At 45.7% G+C, this 14,423-nt stretch carries 11 protein-coding genes; 2 read left to right on the top strand and 9 right to left on the bottom strand.

Annotation, left to right across the window (positions count from 1 at the left end):
* Window positions 1–114 precede the first annotated feature (114 nt).
* Window positions 115–318 (bottom strand): DUF6501 family protein, encoded by a 204-nt coding sequence (locus tag ACTSEZ_RS06640; protein WP_029280830.1) that lies wholly within the window; start codon window positions 316–318, stop codon window positions 115–117.
* A 117-nt stretch (window positions 319–435) separates the two neighbouring features.
* Here ACTSEZ_RS06640 and ACTSEZ_RS06645 point away from each other — a divergent pair, with 117 nt between their 5' ends.
* The gene (locus ACTSEZ_RS06645) at window positions 436–2,310 is read left to right on the top strand and encodes a terpene cyclase/mutase family protein (protein ID WP_369733381.1); all 1,875 of its coding nucleotides are present in this window, start codon (window positions 436–438) and stop codon (window positions 2,308–2,310) included.
* 71 nt (window positions 2,311–2,381) lie between these two features.
* Here ACTSEZ_RS06645 and ACTSEZ_RS06650 read toward each other — a convergent pair whose 3' ends face one another.
* The 6 genes from ACTSEZ_RS06650 to ACTSEZ_RS06675 form a co-directional block, all read right to left on the bottom strand.
* Window positions 2,382–2,696, bottom strand: coding sequence for an RNA polymerase alpha subunit C-terminal domain-containing protein (locus tag ACTSEZ_RS06650; RefSeq protein WP_369733383.1), 315 nt, complete (start codon window positions 2,694–2,696; stop codon window positions 2,382–2,384).
* Window positions 2,697–2,725: 29 nt separating this feature from the next.
* Entirely contained in the window at window positions 2,726–3,877 is a 1,152-nt protein-coding gene (locus ACTSEZ_RS06655; protein WP_369733384.1) for a GNAT family N-acetyltransferase, read from the bottom strand.
* Window positions 3,878–3,897: 20 nt separating this feature from the next.
* Entirely contained in the window at window positions 3,898–4,665 is a 768-nt protein-coding gene (locus ACTSEZ_RS06660) for an SDR family oxidoreductase (protein ID WP_369733385.1), read from the bottom strand.
* Window positions 4,666–4,680: 15 nt separating this feature from the next.
* A complete protein-coding gene (locus ACTSEZ_RS06665) occupies window positions 4,681–6,468 on the bottom strand; it encodes a S9 family peptidase (RefSeq protein ID WP_369733386.1) in 1,788 nt (595 codons plus the stop codon).
* A gap of 131 nt (window positions 6,469–6,599) precedes the next feature.
* Window positions 6,600–7,355, bottom strand: coding sequence for an STAS domain-containing protein (locus tag ACTSEZ_RS06670; protein WP_369733387.1), 756 nt, complete (start codon window positions 7,353–7,355; stop codon window positions 6,600–6,602).
* Window positions 7,356–7,431: 76 nt separating this feature from the next.
* Window positions 7,432–8,475 carry a C45 family autoproteolytic acyltransferase/hydrolase gene (locus ACTSEZ_RS06675; RefSeq protein ID WP_369733388.1) on the bottom strand — a complete coding sequence of 348 codons (1,044 nt, stop codon included), beginning with the start codon at window positions 8,473–8,475 and terminating at the stop codon, window positions 7,432–7,434.
* A gap of 134 nt (window positions 8,476–8,609) precedes the next feature.
* Here ACTSEZ_RS06675 and ACTSEZ_RS06680 point away from each other — a divergent pair, with 134 nt between their 5' ends.
* Window positions 8,610–9,746, top strand: coding sequence for an NADH-dependent flavin oxidoreductase (locus tag ACTSEZ_RS06680; RefSeq protein ID WP_369733389.1), 1,137 nt, complete (start codon window positions 8,610–8,612; stop codon window positions 9,744–9,746).
* Window positions 9,747–10,093: 347 nt separating this feature from the next.
* Here ACTSEZ_RS06680 and odhB read toward each other — a convergent pair whose 3' ends face one another.
* Both odhB and sucA read right to left on the bottom strand, forming a co-directional pair.
* Window positions 10,094–11,359 (bottom strand): 2-oxoglutarate dehydrogenase complex dihydrolipoyllysine-residue succinyltransferase, encoded by a 1,266-nt coding sequence (gene odhB, locus ACTSEZ_RS06685; RefSeq protein WP_369733390.1) that lies wholly within the window; start codon window positions 11,357–11,359, stop codon window positions 10,094–10,096.
* 2 nt (window positions 11,360–11,361) lie between these two features.
* Window positions 11,362–14,202: a 2-oxoglutarate dehydrogenase E1 component gene (gene sucA / locus ACTSEZ_RS06690; RefSeq protein WP_369733391.1), complete on the bottom strand. Its 2,841-nt coding sequence runs from the start codon at window positions 14,200–14,202 to the stop codon at window positions 11,362–11,364.
* Window positions 14,203–14,423 lie beyond the last annotated feature (221 nt).

A 14,423-nucleotide genomic window follows, 5' to 3' on the forward strand; every position in this document is an offset into this window, starting at 1 on the left:
TCATCCTCCCCTGCCCGCTTGAGGCCGTTTTGCCTCAGCGGGCAGTTTTTATTTTGCACGCAAGTTAAAAGCCAATAAAAAAAACCGCCTGATCAAGCCAGACGGTGCTGCTTCTTACTTTTCCTCGAAATAATCTTTGTAAAAACCGCTTACTTTCCCATTATTGTCGATCACAAAGTAAAATTCTTCTGTTTCATTTTTCACTTCATATGTATTTCCCGCCGTTAACACTCTGTTGACCATATACTTCTCGGCATTTGTATGTTTGCAGGTAACCGTTTTGATTGTTTCTCTGTTAAGCCAGTCCTGATGAATCATCCATGATTCTCCTTTGCGCATTTTGACCTCATTATACTATAGAAATGTAGGTGCCGCCACCCGCTGAGTAATAACCTTCACTTCCCCGAATAGACTGGTGAAGATGAGGTGAAACATGTGAACCTATATAGACGGACAAAAGATGCAGTACGAAAGCGGATTGCAGAACTCAGAGACGTTCAAAGGACGGATGGTTCCTTCCGCTTCTGTTTTGAGGGCGGACCTATGACTGATGCATTTATGATTATTACGCTCAGATCCCTTGGAGATCAGGATGAACAGCTGATAGAAAAACTTGTCCGCAGGCTTATAAAGATTCAATCTCATGACGGGGTATGGAGACTGTATGAGGATGAAAAGGCAGGAAATCTGACAGCAACTGTTCAGGCCTACACGGCGCTTGTTATTTCAGGACACTTTACCGCTGCAAGCCCTGAACTTCAGCGTGCAGAGACATTCATTCTCGCAAACGGCGGTCTGTCTGACGTTCATTTTATGACAAAATGGATGCTTGCAGTCAACGGTCTTTATCCGTGGCCGAAACGATTCAGGTTTCCGCTGTCATATTTGCTGCTCCCGGCATCTTCCCCCTTCAGTATGTACCAGTTAAGTTCTTATGCAAGAATTCATTTTATGCCGATGATTCTGGCCATGAATAAAAAGTATATTCATAAGGGACTTGAAACAGCTGACTTTTCACACCTTTATGCATCTAAACCCAAATCAATCGACTGGCTGTCCCTTCACCGTGATGAGCGGTCCCGTCCAAATCTTTTCCTGCAGATGATACGCTCTATCGCAGCCTATCCAGCCTACCTTAACAAATCAGGATATCAGGCAGCAGAAAAATACATCCTTGACCGGGTTGAAGCAGACGGAACCCTTTTCAGCTATGCCAGCGCCACTTTTTTTATGATTTACGGATTGTTTGCCACCGGATATAAAGAGCAATCGTCGCAAATCCAGCGTGCCATATCAGGATTAAAATCACTAATCTATGAAAAGGACGGCCTTGCCACACTTGAAAATTCGACATCCACTCTATGGGACACAGCCCTTCTCAGCTACAGCCTTCAAGCTTCTGGTGTAAGCTGCCGGGATCCGATGATTGCTGCGACTACTGGTTACTTGCTGAAAAGACAGCACGCCAAAAAAGCTGACTGGGCGGTTCATAATTCTAAATCAGAAGCTGGCGGATGGGGATTTTCTGACATCAACACCAATCATCCTGATAACGATGACACCGCAGCAGCTCTCAGGGCCTTAACACCTGCAGCGGTATATGATCCCATCATGTTTTCCAGCTGGAACAGAGGAACCTCCTGGCTTCTTTCCATGCAAAACCGTGACGGAGGTTTTGCTGCATTTGAAAAGAATACGGACAGTGCCTTGGCTGCTATGCTTCCTCTTGAAAATGCAGGCGATGCTGCAGCCGATCCTTCTACAGCAGACCTCACAGGGCGCGTGCTTGAATACTTGGGATCGTTTGCCGGACTTAAAAAGAATCATCCTTCAGCAAAAGCAGCAATCAATTGGCTCAAAAGCCATCAGGAAAAAGACGGTTCCTGGTATGGACGCTGGGGAGTCTGCTACATTTACGGCACGTGGGCAGCCATTACAGGAATGAGAGCTGCAGGTGTATCTACTAACAACGCCTCCATTCAGAAGGCCGTGACCTGGCTGCTCAGCATTCAAAACGAGGATGGAGGATTTGGAGAATCCTGCAGAAGCTGCGAGGTTAAATCCTATGTGTCTCTTGGGTACAGCACACCATCTCAAACGGCGTGGGCACTTGATGCCCTTCTCACCGTTCTTGATAAAGAGCATGAGGCCGTTCATCTTGCCGTGAACCGTCTGCTGCTGCCTTTTGATCAAAAAAGCGAAGAATATCCAACTGGAATCGGTCTGCCAAAACAATTCTACATTCGCTATCACAGCTATGGCAGAATTTTTCCGCTGCTTGCTTTAAGTCGTTACCTGAAAATGAATTAGAAAAGGAGCCTTTTCCTAAAGGCTCCTCTTTTGCACGGTGCTTACGCAGTCAGACTTCACTTGATCTATTGTTATTTCGTACTCTTAAATGATAAACCAGCCTCTTCCAAAGCGGCTTTTAACTTAGGAATGGTACTCGGACCGACTCCATGCAGTTTCAATATATCCGGCTCACCATACTCTGACAGGCGCTGAAGGGAGGTAATATTGTTCCGTTCGAGAGCTCTTCTGGCAGGTGCACCTATCTTTGAAAGAAAATCACTCTCAATCTCTCTCTCCGATTCGCACACAGGGCAAATTGGGCAATCCGAGCTTTTAAGATAATTGTGGCCATTTTTACAAGTCCTCAATGTTTTATCCGCCAGCGTCGTTGACCTCCTTTTCATGAGAATCCTTTATTACAGAGTCGTGCCTGTTAAAAGAAATCATAGAAAAACGATTTTCTATCCGGAATCAGCCGTTCGAGACGGATTGCAGCCTCTTCACTGCCTTCCATTTCCCCAATTTCATATAAATCCGACGGCCGCTTATATCCAAGTAATGCTGCTGTCAGCGCATTAATGGAAAGGCTGATTTCGCTTTTCTCCGCGTCTGTTTTCGTCACGTTTCCATCGCTGATCTCGTACGTCCCATTATTCCACGGAGCATGTTCATCCTTGATCGTGAGGACTGTGCGTTCTTGTGAAGCAAATTCATAGTCTTTTAAAAAGGCTTCAGCATCTACAATTCTTGCCATAAAGTAAGGAGTCACTTCTGCTTTGATTCTTGGCTCTTTTAATGAATAGAAAAGAGGATCGCTTTCAAACGTGGTGATTTCAAGGTCTTTGATCATCGAGTCATGCTGGCAGATGAAATTCCATAAACCCGTTCTCGCTGAAGGTGTCAGCGGAACAAACTCTTCAACGGTCATTTTGGAATCTTTCACTTCATATAGGAGATATCCTTCTGCCGTACCGCTTTCATTGTAATAGACTGCTGCACAGGTGTCGTCGCTGTATATGGATTGCAGCCACCATCTCGTTTCCCTTTTCAGCATGCCTGAGAATCTCGAGGCGAACTGATCATAAACCTTCTCAATTTCTTCGGAATGGCCATCCTTTCCGGCATAACGCTTTACAGTTCCAGGAACCTGTTTTCCCATGACAAGACTCTCAGATTTTAAAGATGCTTTCAAATGGCTGCTGAAAAGTTCCCACCCGTATTTCCGGTAAAAAGGAACGGAAAAGGGATGAAGCATGGAAATCGTACAGCCTTCATTTTTCATCGTTTCCAGCAGGTCCGTCAGCATTTCCCGGACAAACCCGCTTCTGCGGTATTCAGGATATGTCGCTACACCGGCGACTCCGCCCATTTTTACTGTCCGTCCTCCCATATACACCTCTAAAGGCAGCAAATGAAGCTTTGCTGCAAGCTCTTCTCCTGAAAAAACACCATACAGCTGATGATGTTTATCCATCAAATCCAGCCGTTCTTCCACCTTCTCCTCAGGTACTTTGTACTGAAAAGCATATTCTGATAATTTCATTGCTTCTTTGTAATGCTCTTTTGTCAGTTTCACGACTGTCATCTTGATAGTCCCCTCTTTCATCATCGGATAAATCCGCCTTCTGAATGTATCGTCTGGCCGGTGATCCACTCGCTTTGCTCACTTGCCAAAAAGGCAATAAGCCTGGCAGCATCCTCAGGCTTGCCGATTCTCCCCGCCGGAAATTTCAAAACCAGAGAAGCCTTTATTTCATCAGTCATCCAGCCAGTATCTGTGGGACCGGGATTCACGGCATTGACTGTGATCCCCTTATGGCCGATTTCAGCTGCCAGCGTTTTTGTCATGTCTGGTATACATGCTTTTGTTGCCGCATATGCAAGCTCACCGGGCATCGGGCCAAGCGACTGTCCGGAAGTGAGCGTGATCACTCTTCCTCCCCGTCCTCTTGTAAATCTCCTCGCAAACTCGGTGCTCAGCATGATTGGAGCCCGCACATTTAGCAGATAGTGACGATCCAGAACAGCAGATGTAAGTGTTTCTGCATCGCTATAGACAGAGTAGGCTGCATTGTTAATAAGAACGGCAGCCTCGCCAAGCGTTCTCTCCGCCTCGTCAAACAGCATGGAAAAAGAAGCTGCATCTGTTAAATCAAGCTCCATACTGGCGCAGCGGACTCCCTTTTGAACGATGCTCTCTTCCAGTTTTTCTATGTCTTCCTTCAAAGAACCCCACGGCTGCTCGGAATCATAGGGTCTGTAGTACGTAAAAAAGATATCGATGCCTGCCTCAGCAAGCTCAAGGCATATGGCTGCCCCGATGCCTGATTGTCTGCTTGCTCCAGTGACAATCGCCATTTTTCTGTTATTCATTCATACACCTGCTTTTTAGAGATGCTGATTCAAGAAATCAGCAATTGCTTTGTATACAAGAATCTCATTTTCTTTTTTTGAAAATCCATGTCCTTCGTCTTCAAGCACTATATAGTCTGTCTTTCTTCCTTTTTGCCGCAATGCTTCTACAATCTTATCAGACTCTGCTTTGACAACACGGGGATCGTTTGCCCCTTGGATCACAAGCATCGGCTTTGTCATGCCGTCAATATGAGTAATCGGTGAAAAATCAATCAGTTTTTCACGGTCGCGTTCAGGATTGCCTACCCACTGATCCATTGCCGGCTTCCAGAATTTCGGTACACTCTCAATAAACGAAAAAAGATCGCTCGGCCCGAAAATATCCACTACCGCTTTGAAGTAGTCAGCGTGACGTCCGTGCAGCAGCAGAGCCATATAGCCGCCATAGCTTCCGCCCATCAGAAAGATTTTTTCTTTATCAGCAAGCCCTTCCCCAATCAGCCAGTCAATTCCGGCCGTCATGTCAAATCGCGGCCCATTCCCCCAGTCACCTTCAACCAATTTTGAAAAAGACAGGCCATATCGTGTTGATCCTCTGAAATTGGGTGCAAAAATGCTGTAGCCGCTTTTCAGAAGATATTGAAACAAAGCCCTGAATGCATTGGTCTCAGCAGATTGAGGACCGCCATGAGGCCAGATAATCATGTGGTGGTTGCTTACTTCCGCATGTGCCCTGTAAAGAGAAGCTTCAATAGCCATCCCGTCGAAAGAAGGATAGGTTACGGTCTCCGGTTTTACCAGATCCTCCGGTGAGAGTCCAGGCACACCGTGATTGGTTACTTGCTGCCATGAGTGTGACGGCGTTCTGCTGAAGATATTCAGCGGCATAATGGCAGACTGTCCAAGGAGGAAGAGCTTCCCTTCCTTTGTGATTTGCAGTTTGCTGATGCGGTCGGCAGGCACGTTAAGCTGTTCATAGGACTGATCCGACAGATCATAGCTATAGAGCTCATCCTTGACCCCTTTTTCTGCAATGATATAAAATTTGCCGGTGAAAGAGTCATATTTCAGAGTACTGAAGTCTTTGCCTTCAAACTGCAGAACCTTTGCAAAACTCTTTGACGGAAGGTGAAACTTTGCCAGATAGGAAAAGTCTGATTCATAGTTCGTCAGAAAATAGAGGTCATCCTCAGATATGTAGACAGCATCATTCTGCGTGTAAGAGACTTCACTTTCCGGTGCAGCGAGTATGTTTTCTCCGTCTTTTTCAACATAGAGGAGAGATGACGTATTGCTGAAATTCTTTATAAAGGCAAAGCTTGTTTCTTGCGGTGACACAGCAAGTAAATAAATTGGCGCATCTGTGCCCTTGAGCATCAGTTCTTCTTTTTCGCTATCAATTTCATAGCGGTATACTGCAAGGTTTTTTTCATAGCCATTTTTAGTTGATGTGTAATACAGCGATTTTTCGTTCTTTGAAAAAAACGGCTGCATATGGCGTTCGCCTTCAGCCAGACGCAGCGGAATCTGGGAACCTCCCTTTTTGGACAAGGCATAAAGCTGCGTATTTTCATCCCCGTCCCGGTCAAAGCCTGCAAGGATAAAATCCGCCCGGCTGTTATAAGCCAGACTGCCGCATGCCTGATTTACGGTTGTCAGAGGATATGGATAGTGGTTTGGAAGATCCATCGCCCACAGATTATAATGGCCTCCGATATTTGTACTGAAAACGAGCTGATTGCCATCAGGTGAAACGATGAAATCCTGAATGGACAGCACGTTCAAAAATTGCTCGACATCCGGCTGATTAAAAGTAATCATTATGTACACCCCTCAAAAAAATCATTTCGTGTTCTTATTCGACAAAAAGAAATAAATTCCTTCACCGTATTAGTGTAAAATAATTTTATTATGTAAACTTAATGTCGTACTTAAAGGCCCCTTCCAGGACCTTATTTTTCTTTCATCTGAATGAATCTTAATCCGGTCTGCAAATTGGAAAACGTCTGAATACTGTCCATTGAAACACCAAGATTGATAAGTGTCTGTGCGATCTCCGGCCTGATCCCGACAATCATGCACTGTGCACCGAGGAGTTTTACCGCTTCGGCTGCCTGAATCAGATGATTCGCCACATATGTATCAACAACGGGAACCCCTGTTATCTCCATAATGACGTAACGGCATTGATAGGTTTCCACACTGTGCAGCAGATTTTCGGTAATAACGGCAGCGCGTTCATCATGAACCGCACCGATTAACGGAAGGATGCAAACATCTTTTGATATAGGGATAATTGGTGCCGAAAGCTCATTAATCATGCTGTCCTGTTTTCTGTATGCTTTATTCCAGCAGTCCGTGCAGATCTTAACGAGCTCTGCAATCATCGGATCAAACCAGCTGTCCGTTTTCTCATAAAGCTCATCTGCACTGGCCGAATCCTCCATTTCATCAATAATTGTGCGTTTAAACTGCTGAATGGACGTGACCAAATACTTCAAACACTCTTCTTCCCTGTAGTGCCTGTCAATCCATTCTTTAAAGAAATGAACAGCCTCATTTTCCGATTGGCTGATTTGACTGAAAATGATCTGGAACGTTCTCCGCTTATCCTCTTCCGTTAAAAAATTCGGGCTGGCTACCTTTCCTTCCCATCTCTGAAAAAGCAGCTCCTCGTTCCGGTTCATCATGTCAATTACTTGCTGCATATACATTCCCCCAACTTTCTTTGCTATTGTACCGTACCCTCTGAAGCATCTCTCTCAAACGCTGTGTACAAGCTTTTTAGTAGGGAAATTCTAAATCTGACTCTATTGTTCCTTTTATTTTTTTCAGGAAGCTGTCCTTTCCGTTCAGCCAATCTTTGAAGTCAATTGAAACCGGCTCCCTGTCTCCCCCTGCGCCTATAAGGACTTGGAGTGTTTCAGGTACATATACAGCTGTATGAAGAGTTCCAGCCCAGTTGCCGTACTCTTTTTTGAATATGACACCATCTGTCCGGTTGAAAAAAGCAAAAGCGTCTTTCGGGTTCAGCTCTGTATGAAATCGCCCCTCTATCCTCTTCTTTCTTTGCATGGTTTCTTCAAGACGATGCCTGTTTTCAGAACGTTTATCACCCAATTCAAAATGATTGGTGCAGGCAAGCTTTTGCCCTCTTTTCACCTGAACGCCTTTGCTTGACGCTTCAGCAATAGCTGCATGCCCTGACGAGTCATAGAGGGAATAGTTAAATGCGTGGCGGTGAGGGATATCTTTCAGCAGCCAAATGGCTTCCTCAGTTGATTTGCACGTATCGAGCAGCATTCTTGCAATGCTGCAGCAAATAAACCCGTCACCCGGCTTGAGACGGTTCACAAAGTGATAGCCGACTGCAAGTCCCTTTTCATTCATTCCGTCCATGCGTCCGATCATCCGCGTCGCAAACCCTATGCTTGCATAGGCGGATTCCGGCTGCCAGATTAAAAACCTGCCTTCATATGTCTTTGGGTGATAATCGTAGTTTCTCGCATAAATTCCATCCTGCATCAGTGCGCTGCAACCTGACTTTTTCCAGTCTCCCTGATAGCCGCTGTATTCATGGATGACATCCGCTAGAGGCCACTCCATTCCCTCTGAAAGCCCTTCAAGCTCCGTCCACAAACCCGGGGCAAAAGATTCTATAAGGCGCTTTGCCTCCTTTAATTCTGTACTGTAGGACTTTGCAGATTTCACGCGTCTCTTTTTATGATTTTCAAAAAGGTTTGATCCCCTGTGGATCTTTCCCTGCTTCACGCCAAGGTCAAAATAAGTGCCTCTCCCCTGGATAATTTCCACTTCGATTTTTGTCATAACGATCACTCTCCGTTACTCTATCATGAATGATTTTATCGGCAGAAACAAATTCTAATGAGCAGATTTAATGATTTTGTGCGAAAGCAGAAGTATGATGATAGATGAACGAAAACATACGGAGGTTGAGACTAATGAATTCAGAGTATAAGCAGCTCCTTCAGCCATTTTCATTTAAGAATGGCGTTCAATTAAAGAACAGGATTGTCATGGCCCCCATGACAAACTTTTCCTCAAACGATGACGGCACTGTGACAAAAGCAGAAACGGATTACTACAGCCGCCGTTCAGGCGGACCCGGGATGGTCATTACTGCATGCGCCTATGTGACTCCAAGCGGAAAGGGCTTCCCGGGAGAGTTCGGCAGTGATACTGACGATATGATTCCTTCCTTAAAACAGCTGGCTGCAGCCATTAAAGAAAAAGGCTCAAAAGCCATCATGCAAATCTTCCACGGAGGACGAATGGTCCCCGCTGAACTGGTTCCAGGAGGAGATGTTGTGAGCGCAAGCAATGTGCCGGCCGAGCAGGGACACCCATCCGGCGAGGCGCCTGTGCCGCGTGCTTTAACAATAGATGAGATCCGCTCCATCATCGATGACTTTGGAGAATCAACGCGCCGCGCCATTCAGGCAGGATTTGACGGCGTTGAAATTCACGGCGCAAATGGATACCTGATTCAGCAGTTCGTATCGCCGCACAGCAATCGGCGCGAAGACGAATTCGGAGGTTCACTTGAGAAAAGACTTGCCTTTCCTTTGGCTGTAGTTGATTCTGTTAAAAAAGCAGCAGCCGAATTTGGTGATGAGAACTTTCTAGTAGGATACAGATTTTCTCCGGAGGAGCCGGAAACGCCTGGGATCACAATGGAGGATACCCTTGCACTGGTTGATGCCCTGAAAGAGAAGAATCTTGATTATCTTCATATTTCATTAATGGAATACTGGTCAGCTCCAAGAAGAGGAATTGATGATACCCGCTCAAGGCTTGAAATTATTCAGGAACGGGTTGGCGACAGCGTTCCCCTTATTGGCGTAGGGTCCATATACACCCCTGATGACGCGGTAAAAGCAATGAATACCGGGGTTCCTCTTATTGCACTTGGCAGAGAGCTGATTATCGACCCTGACTGGGTTCAAAAGATTGAAGAAGGACAGGAAGATAAAATTGAAACCCAGCTTGATAAACAGGCGCAGGATCGTCTTGTTGTTCCTGATCCGCTGTGGCAGGCAATAATAAACGCGCCAGGCTGGTTCCCTGTTAAAGAATAGAATGTACACAAAAAGAGCATCTTTGCAGATGCTCTTTTTTGTGGAGTCTATATCGCTTATTTTCAGGGTTCAGCATGGTGTTGAACGGACGATTCTGCTTTTCTGGTGTCCAGCTCCATCAGCCAACTCCTCTGCCAGAACAGAAAATCCCCAAATGCAAAGTGCGCCTTCGAGGATTTTCTTTATCTGACTCCCGGAGCTGAACGGCTGATTCCGCTTTTCGCATTGTCCAGCTGCGCCTCCTAGTCCTTCTGTCAGAACAAAATCACCGAAAAAGTCAAGACCGGACTTTTTCGGTGATTTCTTATCTGACTGAAAGGATTGAACAGTCGGCTCCGCTTTTCTTGTTACCCTTCAATCAGCAACGACTCTGGATCTTCAAGAAGGTCTTTGATTGTCGCAAGGAAGCTTACGGCTTCTTTTCCGTCGACGATGCGGTGATCGTAGGAAAGCGCAATGTACATCATTGGGCGGTTTTCCATTGTATCCTTATCGATTGCAACAGGGCGAAGCTGGATTTTATGCATGCCCAAAATTCCAACTTGCGGTCCGTTAAGAATTGGTGTTGACATCAGGGAGCCGAAAACGCCTCCGTTTGTAATCGTGAATGTGCCGCCTGAAAGGTCAGCAATTGTCAGCTTGTTTTTCTGTGCTTTACCGGCAAGATCACTGATATCCCCTTCAATTTGGGCGAATGATTTGCGGTCTGCATCGCGGACAACAGGGACGACAAGGCCTTCAGGAGCAGAGACAGCAATGCCGATATCATAGAATTTTTTGATGATCAGCTGATCTCCCTGAATCTCAGCGTTGAGAAGCGGGTATTTTTTAAGAGCTGCGATTACTGCCTTTGTAAAGAATGACATAAATCCAAGACGCACATCGTGCTGTTCAAAGAATTTGTCTTTACGGCGCTTGCGGATGTCCATAACAGCAGTCATGTCCACTTCATTAAACGTGGTCAGCATCGCTGCTGTCTGCTGAACTTCCACAAGGCGTTTTGCGATTGTTTGTCTGCGTCTTGACATGCGCTCAATTTCTACCGGCTTGTCATAGGAATCTGCTGTTACGGCAGGTTTCGCTTCAGGTTTAGGAGCAGCTGGCGCCTGCGGCTTAGCTTCTGGCGAATAAGCCTCTACATCATGTTTGCGCAATCTTCCAAGCGGATCTCCTGATGGAACCTGGGAAAGGTCAATCCCTTTTTCCCGTGCAAGCTTGCGGGCAGACGGAGAAGCAATCGGTCGCTGTGACTTCGCTTCTTGCTGTTCTTGCTTTACAGGTGCAGACGGCTTTGGCTGCTCTTCCGTTTTCACTTCTTGTTTAGGCTCTTCAGGTTTTGACTCAGGAGCTTTTTGCTCTTCACCAGAAGAAGCTGCGCCGTTTTCATCAATCTCGGCAATCACTTCACCCACTTGAACCGTGTCTCCTGAATCTTTAACAACCTCTTTCAGCACACCAGAATAATCAGCTGTCAGTTCAACGTTTACTTTATCGGTTTCAAGTTCAACCAGATATTCCCCTTTTTCAACGTAGTCTCCCGGCTGTTTCAGCCATTGTGCGATTGTTCCTTCTGAGATGGATTCAGCTAATTCTGGTACGATTACTTGTGCCATGATTAAATTCTCCCTTCGTTTTTCCACGTCAATGCTTCAGTCACGATGCGTTCCTGATCTTTTTTATGAACGTTTGGATCTCCCTCTGCGGTTGAAGATCTTCTCTTTCTGCCGATATACTTCACTTTTGTCTGTGCCGGCGAAACTTCCCGTAGTTCCGGTTCAATGTATGTCCATGCACCCATGTTCATTGGCTCTTCCTGTACCCATACAATCTCTTCAAGAGCTTCATATCTTCCCAAAATAGCTGCTATTTCTTTTTTCGGGAAAGGATACAGTTCTTCCACTCTTACAAGGTGAATACTGTCAGCTTTGTTTTCCATTGCGTTCAGTTTGTCCGTTAAGTCTGTTGCGATTTTTCCGCTGCAAAGGACAATTCGCTTCACTTCTGAATGGTTCAGGCCGAGTCCTGGCTGTTCAATAACTGAACGGAATCCACCAGCGCTCATTTCATCTATAGTTGAAACAGTCTGTGCGTTTCGCAGCAAGCTCTTTGGCGTCATGATGACAAGCGGTCGCACTTCCTCGCGTTTAAGCAGAGCTGCCTGTCTTCTTAAAATATGGAAATATTGCGCTGCGCTAGTCAGGTTGGCAACTGTCCAGTTGTTTTCTGCTGCAAGCTGAAGATAGCGCTCAAGTCTCGCACTTGAATGCTCCGGCCCCTGTCCCTCGTACCCGTGCGGAAGAAGCATCACAAGACCTGATTTTTGTCCCCATTTTGCGCGGCCTGCAGAGATGAACTGGTCAAAGAATACCTGGGCGGCATTGGCAAAATCTCCGTACTGTGCTTCCCAGAGCACAAGTGTTTCTGGAGCAAAGACGTTATATCCGTATTCAAATCCGAGCACAGATCCCTCAGAAAGCGGACTATTATGAACGGCAAATGATACGTTAGATTTACTTAGTTTATGCAGCGGTGCATAAACATTGCCTGTCTCGCTGTCATGCAGGACAAGATGTCTTTGGGAGAATGTGCCGCGCTCTGAATCCTGTCCTGAGAGGCGGATCGGTGTACCGTCTTCAAGGATCGTTGCAAACGCAAGCGTTTCAGCAAGAGCCCAGTCAGCCTTTTGCTCACCTGCAAAGATGTTCGCCCGGCGCTCTAAAATGCGCTTAAGCTTATCAAACACATGAAAATCTTCCGGCCATTTTACAAGTTCATCATTAATTCTGAGCAGAGCTTCTTTCTCTACAGCCGTTTCAATTGCCGGCAGCCCGTTGATAACGATTTCAGGAAGTTCAATATCATGTACCTGAGTGACTTTTTTAGAAGGCACTTTTTGGTAAGCTGCATCAAATTTATCCAGTACCTGCTGATCAATTTCTTCTATTTTTTCTTTCGTAGCATATCCTGCTTCTTCAAGCTTCTTCGCATAAAGGGCCCGCGCAGTAGGATGCTTGCGGATTTTTTCGTAAAGCTGCGGCTGCGTCGTCATCGGCTCATCCATCTCGTTGTGGCCGAAGCGGCGGTAGCCGATCAGGTCAATCAGGAAGTCGCGGTTAAACAGTTTGCGGTATTCGATCGCCATTAGAACAGCTGCAAGGCAAGCCTCCGGATCATCTGCATTAACGTGAACGATCGGAATTTCATACCCTTTGGCAAGGTCACTTGCATACTTAGTCGACCTTGAATCCATGCTTTCTGTCGTAAAGCCGATCATGTTATTTGCAATAATGTGAATGGATCCGCCTGTCTGGTAGCCTTTCAGCGAGTTCAGGTTCAGTGTCTCCGCTACAATTCCTTCTCCAGGAAACGCTGCATCCCCATGAATAATAATTGCCATAGATTCTTTTACGTCATGCTCTGGGTAGCCGGCTGTTTTGCGGTTATCCTGTGCGGCACGCGTATAGCCCATGACAATCGGATCAACATACTCCAGATGGCTTGGGTTGTTTGCTAGAGTCAGTCTCGCCCTTTTCGTGCTTTCATCTGTAATCTGTCTGTCAGCGCCAAGATGATATTTTACATCTCCGCTCCAGCCATAGTTGATGCCTACAGAACCTTCAGATGGCACAAGCTCCTTGTTTGGAGAATGCTGAAATTCTGAAAAAATAATTTCATACGGTTTTTTAAGGACATGGGCAAGAACATTCAGACGCCCTCTGTGCGCCATTCCGATGTTTACATTGTGTGTGCCTGCGTGAACTGCATTAGAGATAAGTTCATCAAGCATCGGAACAAGCATATCAAGCCCTTCAATTGAGAACCGCTTCTGTCCGACAAACGTGCGGTGAAGGAATTTTTCAAATCCTTCAACTTCAGAGAGACGGCGAAGTATGGAAAGACGCTTTTCGTTTGTGTGGCTTTTGAAAATTTCTCCTGATTCAACCATTTTTTTCAGCCAGTATTTTTCTTCAAAACGGTGAACATGGGAAAATTCAAAAGCAATGGTTTTTGTATAAACTTCTTTTAAGTAAGTAATTGCCTGAAGTCCGTTCGTCACATCCTGCGGTGCATCCGCACACAGAATCGACGCTGGAATTTCTTCAAGATCTGCTTCTGTAAGCCCGTAATCCTTCAGCTTAAGAAACTCTTTTCCAGGGTTTTCAAAAGGATAAATAGATGCGTTTAAGTGTCCGTAAGTGCGGATATCATCAGCGAGCTTGACTGCATAGGCAATCTTCTTCATCTTGTCCGCACTAGGCACGCCCCCTGCAGCCGGAACAGCCTCTGGTGCTGCCTGCTGCGGTGATTCATCCCAGCCGTTAAACATTTCTCGCAATTCGGCGTCAACCGATTCCGGATCCTGTTTATACTGATCAAACAGTTCCAGGACATAGCCAAGGTTCGGGCCATGAAAATCTTCAAGTCGAATCTTGCGCTTTGTTGTAGTTCCTGACATCTTACATTACCCCCAGCAATGGTATTGAATCTGCTTTCAAGCAGATCCAATTGGATATTATTGTAATATACTATCCTTTCATTCAAAGAATGATAGGTTTGGATTAAAACGCTTCCATTTCCATTTTAACACTCCCTGGCTTTTTTATCAAAGGAGTATCATAAGAAAATTAAAAATAATAGTGAAAAACAAAAATTAATAATGATTCTTCATGAGACCGC

The organism is Metabacillus mesotrionivorans, from assembly GCF_052171315.1.
Classification (GTDB): domain Bacteria; phylum Bacillota; class Bacilli; order Bacillales; family Bacillaceae; genus Bacillus_P.

What these genes read in the sequence shown, in the direction of transcription:
- odhB (WP_369733390.1), bottom strand. Translation starts at nt 11,359, where the DNA reads ATGGCACAAGTAATCGTACCAGAATTAGCTGAATCCATCTCAGAAGGA.
- ACTSEZ_RS06650 (WP_369733383.1), bottom strand. Translation starts at nt 2,696, where the DNA reads ATGAAAAGGAGGTCAACGACGCTGGCGGATAAAACATTGAGGACTTGT.
- ACTSEZ_RS06670 (WP_369733387.1), bottom strand. Translation starts at nt 7,355, where the DNA reads ATGCAGCAAGTAATTGACATGATGAACCGGAACGAGGAGCTGCTTTTT.
- ACTSEZ_RS06640 (WP_029280830.1), bottom strand. Translation starts at nt 318, where the DNA reads ATGATTCATCAGGACTGGCTTAACAGAGAAACAATCAAAACGGTTACC.
- ACTSEZ_RS06665 (WP_369733386.1), bottom strand. Translation starts at nt 6,468, where the DNA reads ATGATTACTTTTAATCAGCCGGATGTCGAGCAATTTTTGAACGTGCTG.
- ACTSEZ_RS06660 (WP_369733385.1), bottom strand. Translation starts at nt 4,665, where the DNA reads ATGAATAACAGAAAAATGGCGATTGTCACTGGAGCAAGCAGACAATCA.
- ACTSEZ_RS06680 (WP_369733389.1), top strand. Translation starts at nt 8,610, where the DNA reads ATGAATTCAGAGTATAAGCAGCTCCTTCAGCCATTTTCATTTAAGAAT.
- sucA (WP_369733391.1), bottom strand. Translation starts at nt 14,202, where the DNA reads ATGTCAGGAACTACAACAAAGCGCAAGATTCGACTTGAAGATTTTCAT.
- ACTSEZ_RS06675 (WP_369733388.1), bottom strand. Translation starts at nt 8,475, where the DNA reads ATGACAAAAATCGAAGTGGAAATTATCCAGGGGAGAGGCACTTATTTT.
- ACTSEZ_RS06655 (WP_369733384.1), bottom strand. Translation starts at nt 3,877, where the DNA reads ATGACAGTCGTGAAACTGACAAAAGAGCATTACAAAGAAGCAATGAAA.